Origin of the sequence: Klebsiella sp. 10 (assembly GCF_018223925.1) — a bacterium.
Classification (GTDB): domain Bacteria; phylum Pseudomonadota; class Gammaproteobacteria; order Enterobacterales; family Enterobacteriaceae; genus Klebsiella; species Klebsiella pneumoniae.
On record NZ_JAGRRB010000018.1, the window covers coordinates 48,488 to 72,277 of the forward strand.

General features: G+C 58.7%; 25 protein-coding genes. 5 read left to right on the forward strand and 20 right to left on the reverse strand.

Annotated features, from left to right (window positions below; genetic code table 11):
- The first annotated feature begins 163 nt into the window (after positions 1 to 163).
- The gene (gene nrdD / locus KHQ26_RS20220; RefSeq protein WP_004186701.1) at positions 164 to 2,302 is read left to right on the forward strand and encodes an anaerobic ribonucleoside-triphosphate reductase; all 2,139 of its coding nucleotides are present in this window, start codon (positions 164 to 166) and stop codon (positions 2,300 to 2,302) included.
- A gap of 328 nt (positions 2,303 to 2,630) precedes the next feature.
- Entirely contained in the window at positions 2,631 to 3,095 is a 465-nt protein-coding gene (gene nrdG, locus KHQ26_RS20225) for an anaerobic ribonucleoside-triphosphate reductase-activating protein (protein ID WP_002886903.1), read from the forward strand.
- Between the two features lie 3 nt (positions 3,096 to 3,098).
- Here the strand turns inward: nrdG and KHQ26_RS20230 are convergent, their stop codons facing one another.
- The 14 genes from KHQ26_RS20230 to pmbA form a co-directional block, all read right to left on the reverse strand.
- Positions 3,099 to 3,383, reverse strand: a complete 285-nt coding sequence (locus KHQ26_RS20230; RefSeq protein WP_009486548.1) for a type II toxin-antitoxin system RelE family toxin — start codon at positions 3,381 to 3,383, stop codon at positions 3,099 to 3,101.
- Complete coding sequence (locus KHQ26_RS20235; protein ID WP_002886901.1) at positions 3,373 to 3,615, reverse strand: type II toxin-antitoxin system RelB/DinJ family antitoxin; 243 nt, start codon at positions 3,613 to 3,615, stop codon at positions 3,373 to 3,375. Before KHQ26_RS20235 ends, KHQ26_RS20230 begins: the two co-directional genes overlap by 11 nt.
- A 77-nt stretch (positions 3,616 to 3,692) precedes the next feature.
- Positions 3,693 to 5,603, reverse strand: a complete 1,911-nt coding sequence (locus KHQ26_RS20240) for a BglG family transcription antiterminator (protein WP_004152270.1) — start codon at positions 5,601 to 5,603, stop codon at positions 3,693 to 3,695.
- 22 nt (positions 5,604 to 5,625) lie between these two features.
- The gene (locus KHQ26_RS20245; protein WP_004178372.1) at positions 5,626 to 6,780 is read right to left on the reverse strand and encodes a lactonase family protein; all 1,155 of its coding nucleotides are present in this window, start codon (positions 6,778 to 6,780) and stop codon (positions 5,626 to 5,628) included.
- A gap of 66 nt (positions 6,781 to 6,846) precedes the next feature.
- The gene (gene dagF, locus KHQ26_RS20250) at positions 6,847 to 7,587 is read right to left on the reverse strand and encodes a 2-dehydro-3-deoxy-phosphogluconate aldolase (protein ID WP_002886899.1); all 741 of its coding nucleotides are present in this window, start codon (positions 7,585 to 7,587) and stop codon (positions 6,847 to 6,849) included.
- Complete coding sequence (locus tag KHQ26_RS20255) at positions 7,584 to 8,702, reverse strand: DgaE family pyridoxal phosphate-dependent ammonia lyase (RefSeq protein ID WP_020803916.1); 1,119 nt, start codon at positions 8,700 to 8,702, stop codon at positions 7,584 to 7,586. The genes dagF and KHQ26_RS20255 overlap by 4 nt, the downstream gene beginning before the upstream one ends.
- Positions 8,686 to 9,819, reverse strand: coding sequence for an amidohydrolase/deacetylase family metallohydrolase (locus KHQ26_RS20260; RefSeq protein WP_004152268.1), 1,134 nt, complete (start codon positions 9,817 to 9,819; stop codon positions 8,686 to 8,688). Before KHQ26_RS20260 ends, KHQ26_RS20255 begins: the two co-directional genes overlap by 17 nt.
- 105 nt (positions 9,820 to 9,924) lie before the next feature.
- On the reverse strand, positions 9,925 to 10,569 hold the full coding sequence (locus KHQ26_RS20265) for a DUF4310 family protein (protein ID WP_004152267.1): 645 nt from the start codon (positions 10,567 to 10,569) through the stop codon (positions 9,925 to 9,927).
- Between the two features lie 13 nt (positions 10,570 to 10,582).
- Entirely contained in the window at positions 10,583 to 11,359 is a 777-nt protein-coding gene (locus KHQ26_RS20270) for a DUF4311 domain-containing protein (RefSeq protein ID WP_002886897.1), read from the reverse strand.
- 21 nt (positions 11,360 to 11,380) lie between these two features.
- Entirely contained in the window at positions 11,381 to 11,680 is a 300-nt protein-coding gene (locus tag KHQ26_RS20275) for a DUF4312 family protein (protein ID WP_002886896.1), read from the reverse strand.
- A 2-nt stretch (positions 11,681 to 11,682) separates the two neighbouring features.
- Positions 11,683 to 12,045, reverse strand: coding sequence for an SFCGS family glycine-rich protein (locus tag KHQ26_RS20280; protein WP_032410707.1), 363 nt, complete (start codon positions 12,043 to 12,045; stop codon positions 11,683 to 11,685).
- Positions 12,046 to 12,055: 10 nt separating this feature from the next.
- Positions 12,056 to 12,394 (reverse strand): PRD domain-containing protein, encoded by a 339-nt coding sequence (locus tag KHQ26_RS20285; RefSeq protein WP_002886894.1) that lies wholly within the window; start codon positions 12,392 to 12,394, stop codon positions 12,056 to 12,058.
- 289 nt (positions 12,395 to 12,683) lie between these two features.
- Entirely contained in the window at positions 12,684 to 13,070 is a 387-nt protein-coding gene (gene cybC / locus KHQ26_RS20290) for a cytochrome b562 (RefSeq protein WP_002886893.1), read from the reverse strand.
- A 36-nt stretch (positions 13,071 to 13,106) separates the two neighbouring features.
- On the reverse strand, positions 13,107 to 14,459 hold the full coding sequence (pmbA, locus tag KHQ26_RS20295) for a metalloprotease PmbA (RefSeq protein WP_004152265.1): 1,353 nt from the start codon (positions 14,457 to 14,459) through the stop codon (positions 13,107 to 13,109).
- A 95-nt stretch (positions 14,460 to 14,554) separates the two neighbouring features.
- Between pmbA and yjgA the strand changes: the two genes are divergently transcribed.
- On the forward strand, positions 14,555 to 15,106 hold the full coding sequence (gene yjgA / locus KHQ26_RS20300; RefSeq protein WP_004177664.1) for a ribosome biogenesis factor YjgA: 552 nt from the start codon (positions 14,555 to 14,557) through the stop codon (positions 15,104 to 15,106).
- Positions 15,107 to 15,435: 329 nt separating this feature from the next.
- On the opposite strand, the gene KHQ26_RS20305 is transcribed toward yjgA, so the two are convergent.
- Positions 15,436 to 15,552 (reverse strand): hypothetical protein, encoded by a 117-nt coding sequence (locus KHQ26_RS20305; protein WP_032410706.1) that lies wholly within the window; start codon positions 15,550 to 15,552, stop codon positions 15,436 to 15,438.
- A gap of 184 nt (positions 15,553 to 15,736) precedes the next feature.
- Between KHQ26_RS20305 and KHQ26_RS20310 the strand changes: the two genes are divergently transcribed.
- Entirely contained in the window at positions 15,737 to 16,945 is a 1,209-nt protein-coding gene (locus KHQ26_RS20310; RefSeq protein WP_009484752.1) for an aldose 1-epimerase family protein, read from the forward strand.
- A 43-nt stretch (positions 16,946 to 16,988) separates the two neighbouring features.
- Here KHQ26_RS20310 and KHQ26_RS20315 read toward each other — a convergent pair whose 3' ends face one another.
- Both KHQ26_RS20315 and mpl read right to left on the reverse strand, forming a co-directional pair.
- The gene (locus tag KHQ26_RS20315) at positions 16,989 to 17,516 is read right to left on the reverse strand and encodes a GNAT family N-acetyltransferase (RefSeq protein WP_020803913.1); all 528 of its coding nucleotides are present in this window, start codon (positions 17,514 to 17,516) and stop codon (positions 16,989 to 16,991) included.
- Positions 17,517 to 17,584: 68 nt separating this feature from the next.
- Positions 17,585 to 18,958, reverse strand: coding sequence for a UDP-N-acetylmuramate:L-alanyl-gamma-D-glutamyl-meso-diaminopimelate ligase (gene mpl / locus KHQ26_RS20320; protein ID WP_002886886.1), 1,374 nt, complete (start codon positions 18,956 to 18,958; stop codon positions 17,585 to 17,587).
- Positions 18,959 to 19,133: 175 nt separating this feature from the next.
- Between mpl and fbp the strand changes: the two genes are divergently transcribed.
- Positions 19,134 to 20,132 (forward strand): class 1 fructose-bisphosphatase, encoded by a 999-nt coding sequence (fbp, locus tag KHQ26_RS20325; RefSeq protein ID WP_002886827.1) that lies wholly within the window; start codon positions 19,134 to 19,136, stop codon positions 20,130 to 20,132.
- A gap of 42 nt (positions 20,133 to 20,174) precedes the next feature.
- On the opposite strand, the gene yjfF is transcribed toward fbp, so the two are convergent.
- From yjfF to ytfR, 3 genes are read right to left on the reverse strand one after another with little or no spacing between them, the layout of a single operon-like run.
- Positions 20,175 to 21,173, reverse strand: a complete 999-nt coding sequence (yjfF, locus tag KHQ26_RS20330; RefSeq protein WP_002886825.1) for a galactofuranose ABC transporter, permease protein YjfF — start codon at positions 21,171 to 21,173, stop codon at positions 20,175 to 20,177.
- On the reverse strand, positions 21,160 to 22,185 hold the full coding sequence (gene ytfT, locus KHQ26_RS20335; RefSeq protein WP_004152011.1) for a galactofuranose ABC transporter, ATP-binding protein YtfT: 1,026 nt from the start codon (positions 22,183 to 22,185) through the stop codon (positions 21,160 to 21,162). Before ytfT ends, yjfF begins: the two co-directional genes overlap by 14 nt.
- 10 nt (positions 22,186 to 22,195) lie before the next feature.
- The gene (gene ytfR / locus KHQ26_RS20340; RefSeq protein WP_004177669.1) at positions 22,196 to 23,698 is read right to left on the reverse strand and encodes a galactofuranose ABC transporter, ATP-binding protein YtfR; all 1,503 of its coding nucleotides are present in this window, start codon (positions 23,696 to 23,698) and stop codon (positions 22,196 to 22,198) included.
- Positions 23,699 to 23,790: the final 92 nt, after the last annotated feature.

A 23,790-nucleotide genomic window follows, 5' to 3' on the forward strand; every position in this document is an offset into this window, starting at 1 on the left:
TATTAATCGTCTATTATGTCACCATATCTTGTCGATGTCTGGCGGTGATGAGATGTGGATAAAACGGGCCGGATCCGAAGGTAAACAGCACGAGCCGTAGCGTGCAGCGCCTTCGGGATAACCTCCGCCTCTGTGGATAACCTGTTCTATATATGGAGTGATCATGACACCGCATGTGATGAAACGTGATGGCTGTAAAGTGCCGTTCAACTCAGAGCGCATTCAGGAAGCAATTCTGCGTGCAGCTAAAGCAGCGGGAGTCGATGACGCAGACTATTGCGCCACCGTCGCAGAAGTCGTTAGCCAACAAATGCAGGGCCGCGCCCAGGTCGACATCAACGAGATCCAGACCGCGGTGGAAAACCAGCTGATGTCCGGCCCCTATAAGCAGCTGGCGCGCGCCTACATTGAGTATCGCCATGACCGCGATAGCCAGCGTGAGAAGCGCGGCCGCCTCAATCAGGAGATCCGCGGCCTCGTCGAGCAGACCAACTCCGCGCTGCTCAACGAAAACGCCAACAAGGACAGTAAAGTCATCCCGACCCAGCGCGACCTGCTGGCCGGGATCGTCGCCAAGCACTACGCCCGGCAGCACCTGCTGCCCCACGATGTGGTGATGGCCCACGAGCGCGGCATGATCCACTATCATGACCTCGATTACTCGCCCTTCTTCCCGATGTTCAACTGCATGCTGATCGACCTGAAAGGCATGCTGACCCAGGGCTTTAAGATGGGCAACGCGGAGATCGAGCCGCCGAAGTCTATCTCTACCGCCACCGCGGTGACAGCGCAGATCATCGCCCAGGTCGCCAGCCATATTTACGGCGGCACCACCATCAACCGCATCGATGAAGTGCTGGCGCCGTTCGTCAGCGAAAGCTTCAAAAAGCATCGCAAAATCGCCGAAGAGTGGCAGATCCCGGATGCCGAAGGCTATGCCCGCGCCCGTACCGAAAAAGAGTGCTACGACGCCTTCCAGTCGCTGGAGTATGAGGTTAACACACTGCATACCGCCAACGGCCAGACGCCGTTCGTCACCTTCGGGTTCGGCCTTGGCACCAGCTGGGAATCGCGGCTGATCCAGCAGTCGATTCTGCGCAACCGCATTGCCGGCCTCGGTAAAAATCGCAAAACCGCGGTGTTCCCGAAACTGGTGTTCGCGATCCGCGACGGCCTGAACCATAAGTTCGGCGACCCGAACTACGACATCAAACAGCTGGCGCTGGAGTGCGCCAGCAAGCGCATGTACCCGGATATCCTCAACTACGATCAGGTGGTGAAAGTCACCGGGTCGTTTAAAACGCCGATGGGCTGCCGCAGCTTCCTCGGGGTATGGGAAAACGAGAACGGCGAGCAGGTGCATGATGGACGCAATAACCTCGGCGTGATCAGTCTCAACCTGCCGCGCATCGCCCTGGAAGCGAAAGGCGATGAAGCCGCCTTCTGGGCGCTGCTGGACGAGCGCCTGCAGCTGGCGCGTAAAGCGCTGATGACCCGTATCGCCCGCCTGGAAGGAGTGAAGGCTCGCGTGGCGCCGATCCTGTATATGGAAGGCGCCTGCGGCGTGCGGCTGAAAGCCGACGACGACGTCTCCGAGATCTTCAAAAACGGCCGAGCGTCCATTTCTCTGGGCTATATCGGTATCCATGAAACCATCAATGCGCTGTACGGCAACCAGCATATGTACGACAGCGAGGCGCTGCGTGAGAAAGGCGTGGCCATCGTCCAGCGCCTGCGCGACGCCGTCGATTTGTGGAAGGAAGAAACCGGCTACGGCTTTAGCCTGTACAGCACGCCGAGCGAAAACCTGTGCGATCGCTTCTGCCGTCTCGACACCGCCGAGTTTGGCGTGGTGGAAGGGGTAACCGACAAAGGTTACTACACCAACAGCTTCCACCTCGACGTGGAGAAGAAGGTCAACCCGTACGATAAGATCGATTTCGAAGCGCCGTACCCGCCGCTGGCCAATGGGGGGTTCATTTGCTACGGCGAGTACCCGAATATCCAGCATAACCTCAAGGCGCTGGAAGACGTGTGGGATTACAGCTATCAGCACGTGCCGTACTACGGGACCAATACGCCGATCGATGAGTGCTACGAGTGCGGTTTTACCGGCGAGTTCGAGTGCACCAGCAAGGGCTTTACCTGCCCGAAATGCGGTAACCACGACGCCGCCCGCGTTTCCGTTACCCGCCGGGTGTGCGGTTATCTCGGCAGCCCGGACGCGCGGCCGTTCAACGCCGGCAAGCAGGAAGAAGTGAAGCGCCGCGTGAAGCACCTGGGCAATGGGCAGATTGGTTAATTCCAGCTGGTTTAGCCCCTCACCCTCTCCCCAACGGGGAGAAGGGACCGGCCCCGTAGCCGTTTGGCCACTAAGGAGCCGTTCCCGGATCGCGGCGCAAAGCGCCTTATCCGGGCTACAACCGCGTATGCGGCTTTTCGTAGCCCGGGCGAGCGCAGCGACGCCGGGAGCCGTTCCCTTTACAAATGCACAGCACCTCCGTTTTCGCAAAGCAATTAGCGTCAGAGCAAGGCGGCAAACGAGGGAATCCCCGGGAGCGTACATTCAGTACGTGACTGGGGTGAGCGAGCGCAGCCAACGCGGCTATGGCGTTAATTGAGAAGCGAAAATGAATTATCACCAGTACTACCCCGTCGACATCGTCAACGGCCCCGGCACCCGCTGCACCCTGTTTGTCTCCGGCTGCGTCCACGAGTGCCCCGGCTGCTACAACAAAAGCACCTGGCGGGTGAACTCCGGTATGCCGTTTACCGCTGAGATGGCCGACCGTATCATCGCCGACCTCAACGACACCCGCATCAAACGCCAGGGGCTTTCGCTCTCCGGCGGCGATCCGCTGCATCCGCAGAACGTCGCGGATATTTTAAAGCTGGTTCAGCGCGTACGCGCCGAATGCCCCGGCAAAGATATCTGGGTCTGGACGGGCTATAAGATTGACGAACTGAACGCCGAGCAGATGGAAGTCGTGAACCTGATTAACGTGCTGGTTGACGGTAAGTTTGTGCAGGATTTGAAAGATCCGGCGCTTATCTGGCGCGGCAGCAGCAACCAGGTCGTACATCATTTGCGATAGCGTTTAGAGCCGTTTATTCGCCTGATGATAAACGGCCGCTTTCTCTCTTTTGCCAATGGCAATAACGTAAACCACCACCACACTATCTCGTACTTGATACACCAACCGATAACCTGACGCCTTAAGCTTGATTTTGTAGCAATCCGGTAAATCGCTCAGCCTGGTCGACTCAATTCGCGGATTCTGCACAATCTGCTGGAGCTTATTTTTGAACTGTTTTTTGACCGTCTCGCCAGGCTTCTGCCATTCGCGCCTGGCTCGTGGATCAAACTCCAGTTCATAGGTCATCCAGACTCACCTTAACCCCTGGCCGTGGGTTTTCCAGCCGTTCGCGAACGGTGCGTAATAACGCCGCTTCGCCATCACTGATGGTCATACTTTTCACCGGCATGCGGCCATTTTCCGCAATGTATTGAAACAGCAGGCGTACCGCCTCCGTTGGTGTCATATCGAGTTTCTCCAGCACGGCATAAGCCTCTTTTTTGAGTTTATCGTCCAGTCGAACATTGAGCGTGGCCATTATGCCTCCGGAAAGGGGAATTTTGTAATGCAGTATAGCATTACATTTGAATTACACTCGAATCTGGAAAACGCCTCTCAAAACCGGCTGACGCACTCCATCGCCACCGTTTTAAACTCATCAAAGCTGCGGGTCGCGGCGAGGCGACTCATGGCGCGCTCGCGCAGGAAAGTCACGAAAATATCGTAGATCGCCATCGCCTCTTCATACTCGCGCTTGCTGATAGCGAGCAGGAAGATGAGATGGGCGGTTTCGTCGCCCCAGGCGATGCCCTGCGGGGCGATAACGGTATAAACCACCGTCTTTTTCGCCAGCAGCCCCAGGGAGTGCGGCAGCGCAATGCCATCCCCCAACATGGTGCTGACGATCGCTTCACGTTCCACTACCGAAGCATGAAACTCCGCATCGACAAAGCCTTCCTCCAGCAGCTGCTGGCACAGCTCGGCGAACAGCGTTTGCTGATCCATCGGCTTATCCACCACCCGGAAGTGGGCGGCATCGAAGTATTTATTCAGCATCCACGGACGGGTACGGTCCACCAGCACCAGCTTGCCGATTTGATCCAGCTGATAGTCGGTGGGGAACGGCGCGATGGTCACTACCGGCTTGTCTTTTTCGCCGATCCGCACCGTTGAGATAACGAAATCCGCCTCGATCGCGTCCCGCTGTTCGTACTCGCGCTGGGAGATGGTAGCGGCGATCTCCAGCTGCGGATATTTACGCTGCAGGATCGCCTCGATCATCCGTACCATCGCATTGCTGGTATCGCACACCAGCAGCACCTGCGGCTGACGCTGGTAGCCGATGTTGTAGTGACGCTCCAGCCCGACGCCGATATGCAGCACCAGAAAGCCGATTTCGTTTTCGCTGATGGTGTACGGAGTATATTTCCCCCAGCTGGAGACCGCGGCCAGGGTCATATCCCAGGCCATCGGGTAGTGCTGTTTGATGTTATCCAGCAGCGGATTGGGGATCATGATCTGGTAGCGCACCCGGGTGATCATGGTTTTAATGTGGGTCAGCAGATCGGCATGCAGCTGGGCGTCGTCCAGCAGGTTGTAATTATACTGGCTGTTAATGTAGCGCAGGATGTAATTGACCAGCGCTTCATCATCGTCGGCGCTGATAGTTTCCGGATCGACATCCTGCACCTGACGGGCCGCGATATGCACGCATAGCCACTCTTCTTCGGCGGGCGATAAAGGTTTCCCGGCCAGCCGCTGCAGCTCGCCCGTCAGCTCGCGCGCGGCGTCGCGGACGTTCTGCGCCACATCTTCAGCGCTGAAATCGGCCAGCGGGTAGCCTTCGCTGACGCGGCGCACCACCACCGCGCCATACAGGCAGACAAAGCGCTCGCCGGCGTCGGTGAGGCGAATATGATGCCGCGTGAGCGTCTCCTGCAGCACCGGCTCCAGCAGCGCTGGCACCTCCGCCGCAAAGGCCTCGGCGCCGATCGGCGGCGCGATATCGCCTTGCTGGGTCAGCTCCCACAGCAGGTCGGTCAGGCAGGCGCGAATTGACACCTCGCTGCCGAACAGCTTCATGCCGTGGCGCGGGCGGGTTTCAAGAGTCAGCTGATAGCGCTGGAAGCGCTCGCGCACCTCAACCATGTCATTTTGCAACGTGGCGCGGCTGACGAACCACTCATCCGCCAGATCTTCCAGCTTGATAGAGAACGCCGAGGTCAGGAAACGCACCAGCAGAAACGTGATGCGATCCTGGGCGGTACGCGGCACGTGCTGCGCCTTCGGCGCGGTCTCCTCCAGCGCCTGGAAACTCGTCGGATTATCTATCTTCAGCTGATAACCGCTGCCGCGGTTAAGGATAAACTGCGCGCCATACTGCGCCAGCAGCGTATTCAGGGCGGTAATATCGGCGCGCACGGTACGGGTGGAAACCGACAGGCGTTGCGCCAGCTCATCCTGCGGCAGCGTTTCATTTCGCAGCAGGGTGAAGAGTTGCGCTAAGCGTTGGTTGGGAAATCGCATGTCAGTTCCTTGTAATTACGGCTCAGGGTTGGGCGGATATCACCATCTGCGATGGGCTACCGACCGGCGTATAGTCGGAGGCAAAGGTTAATTTGCCATCCTTCGGCGCCACGCTGAAGCGGGTAATATTATCGCTACGCTGGTTCATGACGTACAGCCACTGCCCCTGATTATCCAGCGTCAGGGTGCGGGGATAATCGCCACGCGTCCAGATATCTTCCTGGTGACTCAGGCTGCCGTCGGCCAGCACCGTGAAGTGGGCAATGCTGTTATGCAGGCGGTTGGCGACATATAGCTGTTTGCCATCGTTGCTCAACACAAGTCCGGCGGCAAAGCTGGTGCCTTTATACCCTTCCGGCAGCGCGGAGACAGTTTTGCCTTCACGCAGCAGGCCGCTTTGCTTATCCAGATGATAGAAGGTCAGCGTCGACGCTTCCTCATTAATCAGCCACAGGCCGTCGCCCTGTGGCGTAAAGACGAAGTGGCGCGGGCCGGCTCCCGGCGACGAGGCGGCGATAAACGGCGGATCGTTCGGCGTTAGCTTGCCGCTGGCGCTATCCAGCCGATACTGATAGATCCGATCCAGCCCCAGATCGGTAGAGTAAACGTATTTCCCGCTGGGATCGGCGGCGATCATATGGGCATGCGGGCCGTTGTGATCGCTGATGGCGAAGCTGCCCTCGACGGCCGCCGCCGGGCGTTCGGCGCCTGCCGGGCCTTCATCCTGATGCCTGTCCACCGCCTCAGCCAGGCTACCATCTTCTTGCACCGGTAGCACGGCGATACTGCCGCTGACATAGTTAGCCACCAGCAGATGCTTACCGTCCGGCGTCAGGGAGAGATACACCGGCCCGGCGCCGCCGGAGGCGACCTGGTTGAGCGCGGTCAGCTCGCCGTTCTTTTCAATGCGCCACGCCTGCACCACGCCTTTTTCGACTTCACTGGCGGCATACAGCGTTTTGCCATCGCGCGACACGGTTAACTGCGCGACGTTCGGCAACGAGCTCACCAGCGTCTTATCGCGCAGGGCGCCGGTTTTGGCATCGACGGTAAAGCGATACAGACCTTCGCCATTGGGGTTATAGGTGCCTACCCAGGCATAGTGGGTTTGCGCGGCGCCCGCGGCGGCGGCAAACAGGGACAGTGAAGCGACAAGCAGATGACGAGCGACAGGCATAGCAACTCCTTGATGGTTCAGTGGGATAAGCTGCCCCTCACCCTTTGAGGGTGAGGGACAAGGGCACTACTTCACTAACTGTTTGGTCATCTCCAGCAGCTGGCGCACATCGGCCGGGCGGGTGTTACCGCTGGCTTTATCGATAATCGAGCTGTAAATATGCGGGATGATTTTGCTTACCCCGGCATCGAGGGCGATTTTCAGGATCTCGCTGTAGTTTTCCAGATCGATACCGCCGGTCGGCTCGAGCCAGAAATCGTGCGCGGCGCAGGCTTTGGCGACGGCTTCAAACTCGGCGCGGTGCTTCAGGCCGCCCATCGGGAAGTATTTGATGGAGCTGCCGCCCATGTCTTTCAGCAGCGCGATGGCGGTTTCCAGCGGCACAATGCCGTCCGCCGCGCCGCTGCTCAGCGGGCCGGTGGAGATCTTAACCATTCCCGGCGTACCGGTGGGAGAGACCAGGCCGTTGACCACCGTCTCGTTCTGCCCGAGCAGCGCGCGGCTGGTAGCCACGCCGGTGAAGACCTGGTTGACGTGCTGCGGCTGCACCTGGCGAGAAATCTCGCTCACCATCGCCGACTGGTTTGGATCGCCTGCCCCCAGCCCGACGGAGAGCGCGTTATCAATCAGCTTCGCGTAGTCGCGCATATCGGCCACCGCGCTGGCGACGTCCGGATAGTTTTTGGAGAGCACGCCGACCAGGACGTGACCTTCCGCCGCGTCGTAAATTTCACGGGCGTTGTCTTTGCTGCCCGCCAGGACGTTCAGGCACACGCGGTCACGGTAAAAGTTTGGGGTCAGTTTCATGCTTGTTTCTCCTTATTCAGAACTTCTGCGATGCGGCGAGCGACCACCTCCAGCTGCTGGGCGTTTACGCTGCGGACATCGGCTTCGATAATGCCTTCATTCGCTTTATAGCCGCGGAAGTAGATGGCGTATTCGCCCTGCTTCAGCGCGTTAACCAGATCGCCGGTCTTCACGCCGGTCGTGGCTTCATCAAATTTAATTTCGGCGCGGGCGATATCGCGGCCCGCGCTGTCCCACACCACCCGCGCGGTCACGCCGTTGAGAGTATTGAGCTGTTCGATAAACGGCGTCATCTTGTCCACCATCTGCTGACCGCTCTCTTTGCTCGCCGTCAGGTAGTGTTCAATGGCGCAGGTCAGGCCGAGAATGCCCTCTTTACCCACTTTCATCGCCCGGCCAATGCCCATCGACTGGCGCTTAACCCACTCGACGTACTGCGTTTTGCCGATCACCAGCCCGCTGGTCGGCCCTTCAATCGCTTTCGCGCCGCTGTAGATAACCAGGTCGGCGCCCATGCGGTAGTAGCACTGCAGATCTTCTTCCGCCGCCGCATCGACGATCAGCGGCAAGTTATGCTGGCGCGCCACTTCCGCGGCCTGCGCCACGTTGAGCATGCTTTTCTGCACGCAGTGGTGGGATTTGATATACAGAATTGCCGCGGTGCGCGGAGTGATCGCCGCCGCCAGCTGTTGAGCAGAACATTCGTTGGCGTAGCCCGCTTCCACCAGCTTACCGCCGCCCAACGCCACCATGGTGCCAACCGGCGCGCCGAAGTTGACGTTGTGGCCCTTCGGCAACACGATTTCGTTATTCTCAATCGGCGTAACGTGCAGGTTCTCCAGCAGCCAGTCGCTGTCTTTCACCAGCACCGCCGCTACCGACTGGGCAATCCCCGCCGACGCGCAGGAGACCACGGTCGCCCCTTCCACATCCAACAGTTTGGCGATGTACTCGCCGGTTTTATTCACCAGGTCTTTCATTTCAAAGTACTGGTTCATACCGGCCATCGCGGCTTCCACCACTTCCGGGCGCGGCGTGGAAACGCCCAGCGCCGTCATGCGGCCAGAAGTATTAATCACCTGTTTTAAATGGTATTTCTCAAAAATCGAAGGCATGTTCCGCGCTCCCTTGTTCGGTCAGATAGCCTTTGCCCGCGCGGATCGCGGCCAGCGGCACCAGAATGTTGTCAGCCTGCAGGCTCTCTTTTTCGGCATCCACCAGCAGCGTGGGCCGGTGCTCCAGGCGAAATAGCGTTAAATCGGCGTCGAAGCCCACTTCCAGCCGCCCTTTACGCGACAGGCGCAGCCCTTCGGCGGCGCTGACGGTCACGCAGTCAATCACCTGCGGCAGCGTCATGCCGATGGCGAGGAATTTCGACATCACCAGCGCCAGCGAGCGCACCGGGCCGTCGATCCGGTTGCGGCAGTAAATATCGGAGCTAATGGTGTGCGGCAGAATGCCCAGCGCAATCGCCCGCCGCGCCACCTCAAAGCTGAAGCTGGCGGTGCCATGGCCGACATCGAGACGCACGCCGCGCTGCAGAGCGCGAGTAATAGAGCTGCGCAGCTCGCCGGCAGGATTCAGAATGCGGTTCGGCTTGCCGTTATAGCAGTGGGTAATGATGTCGCCGCTGCTCAGCAGATCGGCGATTTCATCGAGGTTCGGCGGGTTATTGCCGATGTGCACCATCAGCGGCAGATCGTCGTTTTCCTGCTGAATGGCCTTGGCGCGCGCCAGCGGCGTAATGCCGTTTTCGCCCACCACGCTGCTGCTCATCCGCGCCTTCAGGCCGACGATAAAGTCGGGATGACGCTGCACCGCCTGCTTCACCGCGGCGGCGTCGATATTGGCCATATTGGCCAGCTCATTCTGCGCAATCAGCCCGACGCGGGAGATGTTGAGCAGCGCATAAACTTCCGTCGCCGCTTTACGGGTCAGTTGATAGAAGTCATCGACGTCGTCGGCGCCGGTGCTGCCGGCATCGATCACGGTGGTGACGCCGGTGGCGATGCCGACGCTATCCGGCTCATCGTGATAAATCGGTGAATTCGGGTAGCAGTGAACGTGAGAGTCAATCCAGCCAGCGCTGACGTAAACCTTGCCGTTCAGCTCAATGGTTTTACGGGAGGGCGCGCTAATCTCGCCCAGCGCCGCGATTTTCCCGTCCTGAATGGCGATATCAGTCAGGGTATCGTCGACGAGGCGCGCGCGGCGCAGGAGTAAATCAAACATAGCTATCTCCTGATGAAAAGAGTGAACGGATGGCGGCGTACCCCCTTATCCGGCCTACAAACCGCGCTGGCTTGTAGGCCCGATAAGCGCAGCGCCATCGGGCGCTTAGCTAATCGCCACCGGGAAGATGGAGCCGAGGATCATCGCCCCGAGGATGGCGCCGCCGGTGATCGGTTTCTGCCAGATGTAGAACAGCAGTGCGCCAACCAGCGAGCCAATCCCGATAGGAATCGAGGCGGTCATTGCGCTGAGGATGATCAAGGGACCGAGGAAGCGGCCGGAGGCGTTACCGGCCCCCATCATCACGTCGGCGCCGTAGGTGGAATCGCTCTGGTTGATGGTGAACTTACGCGCCAGAATGATGATGTAGCCCACCGCCAGGCCGAGGACCAGGCCGGTGACCAGCGACGCGGCGAAGTTCGCCACCGGGAAGACAAAGCCCGCGCCGAGCAGCAGCGCCGGCACGCCGAGGCCGATACCGGTCTGTATCGCGCCGCCGATATCGAGGATCCCTACCAGCGACCCTTCGATGATGCGGGCGAAAAGGAAGCTAGCGCCAAACGCCGCCACCGCGCCGTAAACGCCGGTATCAATCCCCGACTTCAGCATCGCCACGAAGGCCACTTCGTTAAAGGCGCCGATGCCGTACAGGTAGTACATGTGGGTCCCGGCGAAGACGCCGGAGGAGAGCAGGCCAACAAAGATCGGGAACGACCAGTCGGCATACCAAAAACCTTTATTCTGTTCCATTATCCGGCTCCCGTTACTTGCCGCTGAGTGAGTTGTGGATCATGTCCAGCCAGTTCGGCACGGTCAGATGGAAGGATTCGATCATCTTCATGTCGAAGCCGCGGAAGAAGCCGCTGAGGACAAACAGCGCGACGATGGCCACCATCATCACTTTAGTCACCCGGTTCCAGCCGCTCTCTTCGACGCCTTTACCGATCAGGATCCCCAGCACCAGACCCGGTACGGCGTTACCCATAATCAGCTGCGCGGCGCCGCCGAAAATCGTCGCCCAGAAGCCTGATTTTTTACCGGCATCGATCGCCGCCAGCCAGAAGATCACCGGCATCACGGTGTTTACCAGCAGGTTTGCCGCCGGCACCAGTACCTTAACGGCGGTCACCTGCAGCGCTTCCGGTACGGACGAGGCGGTCAGGTTGAGGAAGGCGACGACAATCATGCCGATGATGCCGCAGGAGATGGCCATTTTTTTCGGATCGTGCAGCGTTTCGCCGACGTTACGATTTTTCAGCATCAGCGCCGCCGCGCCCCAGTTGGGGATAATGCGGTGGTCAACATCCTGGGTGAAGGAGCCTGCTGCAACGGAAGAGGCCCAGGCGTTAAAGAAGAAGCCAAGGCCAAAGGAGAAGTGGGAGGCCGGATCGCCCTCACAGGAATTCAGCTCGCCCAGGGTTCGAAACGCCCCCATCCCCTGCGTGGTGGGGGCATGAAACATGCGTGCCGCTCCGGCGCCCACGCCGACGCCGACCAGGCCGCCGATGATAAGCGATTTTATTAAAATTATCAGGAACATAGTCAGACCTTTTGCTAACAATCAGGTTTGCGTAACGAAATCCACTTTATCGAGATCGATGGCGGTCACGTTGACGGTGACGTCCAGCTCCACGCTGTAGGTCCGTCGTTCACGGCGCAAAAAGAAGAACAGAAACGCCTCTTTTCGTACCGCTTCGCGCGCATGAACAACCGTCACGTCCTGTGGCTCAATACGCAGTAGGATGCGCGAGGATGATTTCATCACCGCAGCCTGCACATGGTTCAGGGCATCGGCGAAGGCCCGTGATTTGCTTTCGCCTTTGCCGGCAACCCTCACCGTGGTGGTGAATTGCTCTTTCATACTTATGCGCCGTATTTCTTTTTCCAGGCTTCTACCAGCCGCTCGCCCAGCTCTTCTTTATCCATAAAGCCGAAGCCCAGCACGTTGCAGCCTTCGTTGATAGCGGTGACGCCCTCATCAATAGAGCGCATGCCATATTTTGCTTTGTAGCCGTATTTGGTCTGGGCGGTGATGGCGCCAGCGCCGCCGCTGCCGCAGAAGGAGATGCCAAAGGTGGCGTTTTCCGCTTTCATTATGTCGCCAAGCTTCATGTCGGCCGCAACGCTAGGGACGACCACAGCACGTGCGCCCGCTTTTTCAGCGCCTGCGGCGACTTTTTGGCCTTTACCCAGACGGTCGCCAATGACTACGGTGATTTGTTCCATGTTTTGCTCCTTACAGGTTATCTTTCGCGACTTCAAAGTGGACGGAGAGCAGCCAGGCCTCTTCATCAGGCAGGTTGCCGAACTGTGCGACCACTTCGCGGGCCAGCATCATTGAATCTTCAGAAATTTCTTCGAACAGACTGGCATCCACTTCCGGTAGCGGTTCGCCGCTGATTGACCGGTGGGCCATGGCCCGCACGTGGGAAGTCAGCATTTGCTCCTGAACGTCGTTAGGGACGATGTCGTGACGGCTTAACAGGGCGAATACCTGCTGTAACATCTTGTCAGCCAGGCGTTCGGTCTGCGCCGCCTGCTCCCCTACGTCGTTTATTACCGCTCCGTTATTCACTTGTGTTACCCCGCTGATGTCTCTGGAAATCAAGGTAGCGCCGGGGGACAGGAGTTTGTAGCGAGTTGTTTTCCACTTCGAAGTGGAAAGGGAGAAGGCTTAGGTGATCGACTCCACATATTCGCCGGATAAATGTAAAAACAGGCGATATGACGTGATGCGCATCACAACAATGATCGAGGTTTAGCGGAAAACGACCGCAGAAAGACCGGAAAAAGAAAAGGGAAAAATGTGATATCGGTAGGCTTTCAGGTGGGAGGCATCGGCTGATGCCTCCCGAAAAGAACGGTTAGCGGTACTTCTTATGATAGGTGTTGCGGGTGGTTTTAAACTCCTCCGCGGCGGCCTGCGCCTCTTTCACCTTGCCTTCGTTCGCCAGCTTCAGCGCACCGTCGATCTGGCCGATCAGAATATCCAGACCGTGACGGTAATCTTTCATCTCAGCGCTGTCGGCCGCTTTGCCTTCCAGCTTCGGCGGGGTCTCTTTCTGAGCATCGACCGCGGCGGTACGCATCTTATTCAGCGCCGCTTTCAGCTCGCCGGCGTCGGAGGTCTTCTGTACCACTTGCAGGTTTTCTGCCAGAGTGTCCATGTCTTCGCCCAGGTCGGCGAAGGCCGACGCTGAACCGAGCGCAAAAGCAGAGACAGCCAGCATCGCTAACAGTTTTTTACGCATTGCTCACTTCCTTTTTATTATTTAAGCAAACAGGTGTTATTGCCCGGCGATTTTCATCTCCGGCAGCAGCACAGAACCGCACTGAATGTTGCTGCGCGTTTCAATATCATCGCCAATGGTCACGATATTACGCCACATTTCTTTCAGATTTCCTGCAATGGTGATCTCACTGACAGGATATTGAATTTCGCCGTTTTCTACCCAGAAGCCGGATGCGCCGCGTGAGTAGTCGCCGGTGACGCCACTGACACCCTGCCCCATCAGTTCGGTAACCACAAGACCGGTGCCCATCTCTTTAAGCATCTTTGCAAAACTCAGGCCGCGGCCGTTAATGCGCCAGTTGTGGATGCCCCCGGCGTGGCCGGTGCTTTTCATCCCCAGCTTGCGGGCGGAGTAGTTGGTCAGCAGCCACTGGGTCAGCACGCCGTCTTTGACGATATCGCGACGTTCGGTGCGCACGCCTTCGCTGTCGAACGGCGTGGAGGCCAGCCCTTTCAGCAGGTGCGGATGCTCTTCAATGGTCAGCCACTCCGGCAAAATTTGTTTGCCCAGCGAATCGAGCAGGAAGGTCGATTTACGGTAGACCGCGCCGCCGGCAATCGCTCCGACCAGGTGGCCAAACAACCCGGTCGCCACTTCGTTGGCGAAAATAACCGGCGCCTTCATGGTCGACAGCTTACGCGGCGCCAGGCGTGACAGGGTGCGGCGGGCGCACTCTTCCCCGACCCATTCCGGGGACTGCAGATCCTCGATCGCCCGGCCAATGGTGTAGGCGTAGTCGCGCTCCATATCGCCGTCATCTTCCGCAATGACGCAGCTGGAGAGGGAATGGCGAGTCGAGCAGTAACTTTGCAGCATGCCGTGACTGTTACCGAACACTTTGATGCCGTAGTGGCTGTTAAAGCTGCCGCCTTCGGTGTTGGTGATGCGTTTATCGGCCTTCAGGGCCGCTTGCTCCGCGCGGGCGGCCAGTTCGATGGCGTCGTCCGGGGAGACCTCCGCCGGGTGGAACAGGTCCAGATCCGGGGCGTCAAAGGCCAGCAGATCTTTATCGGCTACGCCGGCAAACGGGTCCGGGGAGGTATAGCGGGCGATATCCAGCGCCGCCTGCACGGTGCGGGCGATAGCGTCCGGGCTAAGATCGGTGGAGGAGGCACTGCCCTTGCGGTTCTGATGGTAAACCGTGATGCCTAATGCCCCATCGCTGTTGAATTCTACATTCTCCACTTCGCCATAGCGGGTGCTGACGCCGATGCCCGTGGTTTTGCTGACGGAAACTTCCGCACCGTCAGATTTACCTGCCGCCAGTTCCAGTGCCGTGGTAACGGCTTCTTCCAGCGTCTTACGCTGCTGTGCAACTTGAGAGATGACTTTCATTGCTAATGCCATAATGTAAGAAGGAGTTAACTGAAGTCTAACAGAGAACCGTTTTTCAGTGCGCGCCTTAACTGGTAACATTAGCCTCTTTTTTTAAGGAGCCTGAGATGACAAAGCAGCCCGAAGACTGGCTCGACGACGTGCCCGGTGATGACGTTGAAGATGAAGATGATGAAATCATCTGGGTCAGTAAGAGTGAAATTAAGCGCGACGCGGAAGAACTGAAGCGTCTTGGCGCGGAACTCGTTGACCTGGGGAAAAACGCGCTGGATAAAATTCCGCTGGATACCGACCTGCGCGACGCCATCGAACTCGCCCAGCGAATCAAAAAAGAGGGTCGCCGCCGCCAGCTGCAGCTTATCGGCAAGATGCTGCGCAACCGCGATGTCGATCCGATTCGTCAGGCGCTGGACAAGCTGAAAAACCGTCACAACCAGCAGGTTGCGCTGTTCCACAAGCTGGAGCAGATCCGCGATCGACTGATTGACGACGGGGATGACGCCGTCGCTGAAGTGCTGAACCTGTGGCCAGATGCTGACCGTCAGCAGCTGCGTTCGCTGATCCGCAATGCGAAGAAAGAGAAAGAAGGCAACAAGCCGCCGAAATCGGCGCGCCTGATCTTCCAGTATCTGCGTGAACTGGCGGAAAACGAAGGCTAAGTCCCGCTGTTTTTGCCCGCAATAGTCTCCCGGATGGCGGCGCGCTGCGCCTTATCCGGGCTACGGTTCCCTATATCAAACGGTTACTCAACACCGTAGGCCCGCGCAAGCGCAGCGCCGCCGGGCAAGCTGTACCAGACTCCGTTCCCGTCATTGTGCCGGATGGCGGCTACGCCTTATCCGGCCTACAGAGCCCTGTATATCAAACGGTTACTCACACCGTAGGCCCGCGCAAGCGCAGCGCCGCCGGGCAAGCTGTACCAGACTCCGTTCCCGTCATTGTGCCGGATGGCGGCTAACGCCTTATCCGGCCTACCTTCACCCCAGCTCTAAGGCTTGCGCCAGCAGGGGGATTCCCGTCGCATCGCCTGAATCCCCTCATCCACACGACGATACGTTGGTTTATAGCCTGACTTATCAAGCTGAATCGTTAAAGCTAAAAACAATATAGATCACATATTCTGGTGATAAATACGTATCACATAGCAAGATAATACGACTTCCATCCCATTTATCCTCAGCAAATCGGCCGTTTTCTCACCAGGTGAGGCGCTTCACATTTTAATCACCCCCATGCCGGTAGATTTCACACGTCAATGACACAATCGATTCAGCAAAAAGGGAATAAAAATGAAAAAGACATTGGTTCTGACGACGATCGCCCTGCTGGTTTCCGGCTCGGCCGCGGCAAAAACATGGGTGCTGACGAACGCTGAAGAGGGGATGGATAAAGGAAACTGGCAGATCAACAGCGATCAGCTGAAGGTGAAAGACCATGCGTTCAGCATTGAGCAAAAAGTCCTGCACGGCGGTAAGCAGGAAGGCAGCAAAATCCTCACCATTCACAGTAAAGACGGCCTGACCATCACCCTGAGCCCGACACGCGGCATGAACTTGCTGCGTATTGAGGGTTTCGGCAGCCGGATGGGCTGGGATTCGCCGGTTAAAGAGGTCGTCAACCCGGCGTTTATCAACCTGGAAAGCCGCAATGGCCTCGGCTGGCTGGAAGGATTCAACGAGATGATGGTCCGCTGCGGCTATGAATGGACCGGCCATCCGGTGACCGCGGACGGGCAAATTTATACCCTACACGGCAAGGCGGGCAACACGCCGGCCTCTCTGGTGGAGGTGGAGGTGGCCGACAGCGCGCCGTATGAAATCCGCATCCGCGGGCTGGTGAAAGAGAGCACCTTTAAAAAAGCCGATCTGCAGACCCTGACCGAACTGCGCTACGTGCCGGGCAGCAACAGCTTCAGCTTACATGACGTCTTAACCAACCATGCCGACTATCCGCATGATTATCAGATCATCTACCACAGCAACTTCGGCACCCCGATCCTCGAAGAAGGCGCGCGTTTCCTCGCCCCGATGTCCAGCATCAGCCCGTTCAATGATTACGCTAAGAGCGGGTTAAAAACCTGGCAAACCTATCAGGGACCGACCAAAGATTTTGACGAGATGGTATTTAATATTCAGCCCCTGGCCGATGAAAATCACCAGACCCTGGCCGCCGTGGTCAACAAAGCGGGCGATAAAGGGGCCTCTATTCAGTTTGATACCCGTCAGCTGCCGGTCCTGACGCTGTGGAAAAACACCGATACCGTCAAGCAGGGCTACGTCACCGGTATCGAACCGGGGACCAGCTACGCCTATCCGGTCACCATTGAACGCGAACAAAAACGCGTGAAGCAGCTGCAGCCGGGCGCCAGCGCGCAGTTTGATCTGACCTACACCCTGCTGCACGACAGCGCCCAGGTAGCCGCCGTTGAGCAGAAAATCGCTAAGATTCAGGGCGATAACAAAGTCGCGGAGAACGAGACGCCGATCGCCAAAGAGTAACAGCGCCGCCAGTCGAATGCCCGGAGCGGTACGCCGAGCCGGGCTACTCCCGCCCCATCACCTCGTGCCCGAGATCCCGGGCAAACTGCTGATACTGCCGCTCATCGATCGGCTGCGGGTAGCTCAGCACCAGCAGCTCATGATCCGCAATGCCCTGATGATAGCTCGGGTGATGATGCGCCCAGGGATTAGCATGGAACCCCATCGACTGATAAAAGCGCAGCCGTTTATGGGCGATGGCCGTGGTTAGCGGATCGATTTCCAGAATGGTCAGCGGGGCGCGCGTCAGGATCTGCGCCAGCAGCTGTTTACCATAGCCGCGGGAGCGCAGCGTGTCGTCGATCGCCAAATGTTCGATATAACCGTAGCCGGCAAACTGCCAGCAGCCGCTGAGGCCGACAAAGACGCCTTCATCGAACCATGCTTCCAGCGCGTAGCGCGGGTGGCTCAGCGCCTGACGTTTGGCCTCGCTTTCGCGCTGCTCGTGCCACGGAAAGGCGCGCGCGTAAAGCGCGTCCAGCATTGCGAAATGGGGCGAGTAGGTAGAACGTACGCTTTCGCAGGTCAGCATCACACAATTCCTGGTAGCTAAAACAAAACTGCCCTCACGCGGAGGGCAGTGACCGGAGGCGTACGCGCTTATTCAGCCGCGGCCGCTTTTTGCGCCAGCTTATCCAGCAGCTTCTGATGAATGCCGCCAAAGCCGCCGTTGCTCATCACCAGGATATGGTCGCCCGGGTGGGCGGTTTTGACCACCATCTCCGCCAGGGTATCGACGTCGGCGCTCCAGTGGGCCGGCTGGACGCAGGCTTCCGCCACTTCCGCCACCTGCCACGGAATATGCTGCGGCTGCAGGAGGAACACTTCATCGGCGCGGCCGAGAGACGGCGCCAGATCGTCCTTGCAGACGCCCATTTTCATGGTGTTAGAGCGCGGCTCCAGCACGGCGAGAATGCGCGCGGTACCGCCTACTTTACCGCGCAGCGCCTGCAGCGTGGCGAGGATTGCCGTTGGATGATGGGCGAAATCGTCATACACGGTGACGCCGTTGGCTTCGCCGCGCAGCTCCAGGCGACGGCGGGCGTTGATAAAGCTGCCCAGCGCGTTCGCGGCATCCGCCGGCAGCACGCCGACGTGACGCGCCGCGGCAATCGCCATCAGGCCGTTATGCATATTATGCTCGCCGACCAGCGCCCACTTCACTTCGCCGACCTTTTCGCCGTCGAGTAAGACTTCCCACTGCGAGGCGTCGGCGTTCAGTTTTTTCGCCTGCCAGTGGCCCTGCTCGCCCACCAGCTCCTGCTCGCTCCAGCAGCCCATCGCCATCACCTGCTTCAGGTTGATGTCGTTCTCCGGCAGGATAATTTTGCCTTTGCCCGGCACGATGCGCACCAGATGGTGGAATTGTTTCTGAATCGCCTTCAGGTCATCAAAGATGTCCGCGTGGTCGAACTCAAGGTTGTTGAGGATCAGCGTCCGCGGGCAGTAGTGAACAAACTTGGAGCGCTTGTCGAAGAAGGCGCAGTCATATTCGTCGGCTTCAATGACGAAGAACGGGCTGTCGCCCAGGCGCGCGGAGACGTCGAAATTGCCCGGAACGCCGCCAATCACGAACCCCGGTTTATAGCCGCAGGCTTCAAGGATCCAGGTCGCCATGCCGGCAGTGGTGGTTTTGCCGTGGGTCCCGGCGACGGCCAGCACCCAGCGATCGCGCAGCACGAAGTCGTGCAGCCACTGCGGGCCGGACATATAGGGAATATTATTTTCCAGCACCGCTTCAACGCACGGGTTGCCGCGAGTCATGGCGTTACCGATGATCACCAGGTCCGGCCGGGGCTCCAGCTGGCTGGGGTCATAGCCCTGAATTAAATCAATCCCCTGGTTTTCCAGCAGGGTGCTCATCGGCGGATAGACGTTAGCATCCGACCCCGTTACCTCATGACCGAGGGAGCGCGCCAGCATGGCCAGCCCCCCCATAAACGTGCCACAGATTCCTAAAATATGAATGCGCATTCGTCATTTCCTTTTCTTATCCGGGGCACATTTTACCCATATCCCGGGCCCTGGCGAAATGCATTTCAGGCGAATCTGTATTTTGCTGGCGCGATTCACCTGTGCGCACTTTTTTGATTCTTTGTTAAGATTGTTGCGTTCGTTTTACTCAACATAAAAATGCAGGGAACGAGTTATGAAAACGTTAGGTGAGTTTATTGTTGAAAAGCAGCACGAGTTCTCCCACGCCACCGGTGAGCTGACTGCTTTGTTGTCAGCAATAAAGTTGGGCGCCAAGATCATCCACCGCGATATCAACAAGGCCGGTCTGGTCGATATCCTGGGTGCCAGCGGTGCTGAAAACGTTCAGGGCGAGGTTCAGCAAAAACTCGATCTGTTCGCTAATGAAAAATTAAAAGCCGCACTGCGAGCACGCGATATTGTTGCCGGGATCGCCTCTGAAGAAGAAGATGAGATTGTCGTCTTCGAAGGGTGTGAACACGCCAAATACGTGGTGCTGATGGACCCTCTGGATGGCTCCTCTAACATCGACGTTAACGTCTCTGTCGGTACGATCTTCTCTATCTACCGCCGCGTGACGCCTGTCGGCACGCCGGTGACAGAAGAAGACTTCCTGCAGCCGGGCAACAAGCAGGTGGCCGCGGGCTATGTGGTCTACGGATCGTCGACGATGCTGGTGTATACCACCGGCTGCGGCGTTCATGCCTTCACCTACGACCCGTCCCTTGGCGTCTTCTGTCTATGCCAGGAGCGCATGCGCTTCCCGGAGAAGGGCAATACCTACTCCATCAACGAAGGCAACTACATCAAATTCCCGCAGGGCGTGAAGAAGTACATTAAGTACTGTCAGGAAGAGGACAAAGCGACTCAGCGTCCTTATACCTCACGCTATATCGGCTCGCTGGTGGCGGACTTCCACCGCAACCTGCTGAAAGGCGGCATCTATCTCTATCCGAGCACCGCCAGCCACCCGGAAGGCAAGCTGCGCCTACTGTATGAATGCAACCCGATGGCCTTCCTCGCCGAACAGGCGGGCGGTAAAGCCAGCGACGGTAAAGAGCGTATTCTGGATATTATCCCGGAAAGCCTGCATCAGCGTCGCTCCTTCTTCGTCGGCAACAACCACATGGTAGAAGACGTCGAGAACTTTATTAAAGCGTTCCCGGACGCCTAGGCGCCCTGCCCGCTCCTCCCGCGCCTGCGGGAGGAGCATTTCTTAGCGACTCCCCGCCCCGCTCACCCGCGTCACCGCCGCATTCTGCCGATTTTCCCACAGCACGGTCAGCCCACGCTGCAGCGCGATAAAGATAAACAGCAAAATGCCGATGGCGATTTTCGTCCACCATGAGCTGAGGGTGCCGTCGAAGTTGATGTAGGTCTGAATCAGCCCCTGGATCGCCACCCCGAACAGCGTTCCCAGCACGGTACCGACGCCACCGCTGAGCAGCGTACCGCCGATCACCACCGAGGCAATCGCATCCAGCTCGACGCCGACGCCCGCCAGCGCATAGCCCGCCTGGGTATAAATGGAAAAGACGATCCCGGCCAGCGTCGCCAGTCCGGTGGAGAGCATATAGATACGGATCGTGGCGCTGCGAGTCGAAATCCCCATCAGATTCGCCGACGTGGCGTTGCCGCCGATGGCATACACCTGGTTGCCAAAGCGGGTGCGATGGGCGACAAAAATACCGGCCACCACCACCAGCAGCATCAGCAGTCCCATGGCGCTGAGACGACCGCCGCCGGGAATGGTCCATGCCAGCCCGGACAGGGTGTCGTACACTGGGTGGTTAATCGGAATCGACTCCTCTGACACCAGATAGCTCACGCCGCGCAGGAAGAACATGCCGGCGAGGGTGATGATAAAGGCCGGGATCTTCAGGGCGTCAATCAGCAGCCCCATAAACGCGCCGAAGGCGCAGCCCATCACCAGCACCAGCGGAAAAGCCACCAGCGGCGAGATTCCCCAAAAGCCAATTGCTTTGGCGAGGAAGACGCCGGTAAAGGCGATCACCGACCCCACCGACAGATCGATCCCGCCGGAGAGGATCACAAAGGTCATGCCCACGGCGATGATCCCGAGGAAGGCATTATCCGTCAGGATATTGCAGATCACCCGCGTTGAGGCAAAACCGGGGAACTGGGTCAGGCAGTAGAGGTAGCCCAACACAAACACCGCAAGGGTGATCATCAATGGTAAATTACGTTTTATCATGGCCGCGTACCCCTTTCAGTAAACCGATAAAGCGCGGCGACTGGACAATCAGTACGCACAGCACCACCACCGCTTTCACCACCTGGTTGAGCTCCGGCGGGAAGCCGGAGAGCAAAATCCCGGTGTTCATTCCCTGGATAATCAGCGCCCCCACCACCGAGAGCAGCAGGTTAAAGCGCCCGCCCATCAGCGAGGCGCCGCCGATGACCACCGCCAGAATGGCGTCCAGCTCAAGCCATAGCCCGGCGTTATTGGCATCCGCGCCGCGAATGTCCGCCGCCACGATGATCCCGGCGATCGCCGCGCAGACGCCGCTCAGGACATAGGCCAGCATCACCACGATGCGGGTATTGACGCCGGCGTTTTTCGCCGCGCGGATGTTGATCCCTACCGCCTCAATAAACATGCCCAGCGCCGTTTTACGGGTAAACAGCCAGAACAGCAGCAGCGTAGCGGCGGCGACGATCACCGGCGTCGGAAACAGCAGAAACGATCCGCTGCCGAGCCACGCCAGGGCCGGGGAATCAAAGGTGACGATCTGCCCGGCGGTGATCAACTGCGCCACTCCGCGCCCGGCCACCATCAGGATCAGCGTCGCCACAAAGGGCTGGATCTTAAGGACCGCCACGAGGATGCCGTTCCACAATCCGGCCAGCGCGCCCGCGGCCAGCGCGGCCAACAGCACCACCGGCAGGCTGTGCCCGGCGACGGTCATCGAGGCGGCCGTCGCGCCGGCAATCGCCATCACCGCCCCTACCGACAGGTCGATGCCGCCGGTGGCGATCACCAGCGTCATGCCAATCGCCAGCAGCGCCACCGGCGCGGCGCGGTTGAGAATATCGATCGGGCTGCCAAACAGGCGGCCATCCTGGAGCACCACCTGATAAAAATGGGGCGCCACCAGGCTGTCTACCAGCAGAACCAGCAGCAGGGCAATAATCTGCGGGGTGCCCTTCGGCCAGGTGAAGCGTCGCTTCTCCGGGCCGGTTTGCGAAAGAGATCGAGGCATCATGGGTTACTCCTTATGCCGCAATAGCGTTCATGATCGCCGGAACAGAGAGCTCGGCGAGCGGGATCTCCGCCACTTGTCGGCGATCGCGCAGGATAATGACCCGATCGGCGTAACCCACCAGCTCCTCCAGTTCAGAAGAGATAACCAGCAGCGCCAGGCCATCGGCGCAGAGGGTTTCAATCAGGCGAATAATTTCCGCATGGGCGCCGACGTCGATGCCGCGGGTCGGCTCATCGAGGATCAGGAACTGCGGTTTGGTCAGCAGCCAGCGGGAGAGCAGCACCTTCTGCTGGTTGCCGCCGGAGAGAAACTCGATCGGCTGCTCGGCGCTCGGGGTACGGATCCCCAGCTGGCGAATAAAGCGCTCGGCGATCTCATTCTGCTCCCGGCGGGGGATCGGCCGCAGCCAGCCGCGCTGCGCCTGCAGGGCCAGAACGATATTTTCCCGCACCGAGGCAGCGGCGATAATGCCGTCGGTTTTGCGATCCTCCGGACAGAAGCCGATCCCGAGGCAGGACGCCTGATGCGGGGAGCGCAAGGTCTGCGGTTTGCCTTTGATCCACGCCTTCCCGCTGTCCGCCGTTTTAATGCCGAAGATCACTTCGGCGGTTTCCGTGCGTCCGGAACCCAGCAGGCCGGCGAGGCCTACAATTTCACCCGGGCGGACCTGCAGGTCGAACGGGGCGATGGTTCCTTTTTTACCGTAGCCTTCAAACGCCGCTACCGGTTTATCGCTCAGCAGGGTACGGCCCGCCCGCTGCAGGGCATTGTGGTCCAGTTCGCGACCCAGCATCATTTTCACCAGCTCAATCTGCGGCAGCTCGCGGGTCTCACGGCAGCCCACAAATGTGCCGTTACGCAGCACGGTGATGCGGTCGCTGACCGCATAGACCTGGTCGAGAAAATGGGTGACGAAGATCAGGCTGACGCCGTTATCCCTGAGCTGGCGCATCAGGGTGAACAGCATCTCCACCTCCTGGGTATCGAGGCTGGCGGTGGGCTCGTCGAGAATCAGCACCTTGGCCGACAGGTCGATGGCCCGACAGATAGCGACGATCTGCTGCATCGCCACCGAAAAGCGGTTCAGCGGCTCGCGCACGTCGAGGGAAAAGCCGTAGGAGGCCATCAGCGCCGTCGCCCTGGCCTCCATCTCTTTACGTCGCAGCAGACCAAACCGCCGCGGCTCACGGCCGATGAACAGGTTATCCGCCACCGACATATTAGGCAGCAGGTTCACTTCCTGGTAGACGGTGCCGATCCCCAGCTGCTGGGCATGGGCGGTATTTTTGGGCGAAATAGCCTGGCCTTCCAGCCAGATAGTGCCGCGATCGGCATGGTAAACGCCGGTGAGCGCTTTGATCAGCGTCGATTTTCCGGCGCCGTTTTCGCCCAACAGGGCCATGATTTCGCCGCGCCGCAGGCTAAAGTTGACGTTATCCAGCGCCTTAACGCCGGGGAAGAATTTACTAAGTCCTTCGGTGCGAAGGATCTCCTGGTGTGCCTCGGCGCTCATAATCGATGTCACCTTCAAATGATGTCAGGTTACCCCGGGTCGCGCTGGGCTTCCCGGGGTTTCTGGAACGCTGCTTTTTACCCTCTCCCACC

Excerpts from the sequence above, each read along its gene's own strand:
- KHQ26_RS20235 (WP_002886901.1), bottom strand. The coding sequence starts at position 3,615 with ATGGCCACGCTCAATGTTCGACTGGACGATAAACTCAAAAAAGAGGCT.
- KHQ26_RS20270 (WP_002886897.1), bottom strand. The coding sequence starts at position 11,359 with ATGTTCCTGATAATTTTAATAAAATCGCTTATCATCGGCGGCCTGGTC.
- KHQ26_RS20280 (WP_032410707.1), bottom strand. The coding sequence starts at position 12,045 with ATGGAACAAATCACCGTAGTCATTGGCGACCGTCTGGGTAAAGGCCAA.
- KHQ26_RS20255 (WP_020803916.1), bottom strand. The coding sequence starts at position 8,702 with ATGCCTTCGATTTTTGAGAAATACCATTTAAAACAGGTGATTAATACT.
- KHQ26_RS20230 (WP_009486548.1), bottom strand. The coding sequence starts at position 3,383 with ATGACCTATGAACTGGAGTTTGATCCACGAGCCAGGCGCGAATGGCAG.
- dagF (WP_002886899.1), bottom strand. The coding sequence starts at position 7,587 with ATGAAACTGACCCCAAACTTTTACCGTGACCGCGTGTGCCTGAACGTC.
- fbp (WP_002886827.1), top strand. The coding sequence starts at position 19,134 with ATGAAAACGTTAGGTGAGTTTATTGTTGAAAAGCAGCACGAGTTCTCC.
- yjgA (WP_004177664.1), top strand. The coding sequence starts at position 14,555 with ATGACAAAGCAGCCCGAAGACTGGCTCGACGACGTGCCCGGTGATGAC.
- KHQ26_RS20275 (WP_002886896.1), bottom strand. The coding sequence starts at position 11,680 with ATGAAAGAGCAATTCACCACCACGGTGAGGGTTGCCGGCAAAGGCGAA.
- mpl (WP_002886886.1), bottom strand. The coding sequence starts at position 18,958 with ATGCGCATTCATATTTTAGGAATCTGTGGCACGTTTATGGGGGGGCTG.
- KHQ26_RS20260 (WP_004152268.1), bottom strand. The coding sequence starts at position 9,819 with ATGTTTGATTTACTCCTGCGCCGCGCGCGCCTCGTCGACGATACCCTG.
- nrdD (WP_004186701.1), top strand. The coding sequence starts at position 164 with ATGACACCGCATGTGATGAAACGTGATGGCTGTAAAGTGCCGTTCAAC.
- yjfF (WP_002886825.1), bottom strand. The coding sequence starts at position 21,173 with ATGATAAAACGTAATTTACCATTGATGATCACCCTTGCGGTGTTTGTG.
- pmbA (WP_004152265.1), bottom strand. The coding sequence starts at position 14,459 with ATGGCATTAGCAATGAAAGTCATCTCTCAAGTTGCACAGCAGCGTAAG.
- KHQ26_RS20265 (WP_004152267.1), bottom strand. The coding sequence starts at position 10,569 with ATGGAACAGAATAAAGGTTTTTGGTATGCCGACTGGTCGTTCCCGATC.
- KHQ26_RS20245 (WP_004178372.1), bottom strand. The coding sequence starts at position 6,780 with ATGCCTGTCGCTCGTCATCTGCTTGTCGCTTCACTGTCCCTGTTTGCC.
- KHQ26_RS20240 (WP_004152270.1), bottom strand. The coding sequence starts at position 5,603 with ATGCGATTTCCCAACCAACGCTTAGCGCAACTCTTCACCCTGCTGCGA.
- cybC (WP_002886893.1), bottom strand. The coding sequence starts at position 13,070 with ATGCGTAAAAAACTGTTAGCGATGCTGGCTGTCTCTGCTTTTGCGCTC.
- KHQ26_RS20310 (WP_009484752.1), top strand. The coding sequence starts at position 15,737 with ATGAAAAAGACATTGGTTCTGACGACGATCGCCCTGCTGGTTTCCGGC.
- nrdG (WP_002886903.1), top strand. The coding sequence starts at position 2,631 with ATGAATTATCACCAGTACTACCCCGTCGACATCGTCAACGGCCCCGGC.
- ytfR (WP_004177669.1), bottom strand. The coding sequence starts at position 23,698 with ATGAGCGCCGAGGCACACCAGGAGATCCTTCGCACCGAAGGACTTAGT.
- KHQ26_RS20315 (WP_020803913.1), bottom strand. The coding sequence starts at position 17,516 with ATGCTGACCTGCGAAAGCGTACGTTCTACCTACTCGCCCCATTTCGCA.
- ytfT (WP_004152011.1), bottom strand. The coding sequence starts at position 22,185 with ATGATGCCTCGATCTCTTTCGCAAACCGGCCCGGAGAAGCGACGCTTC.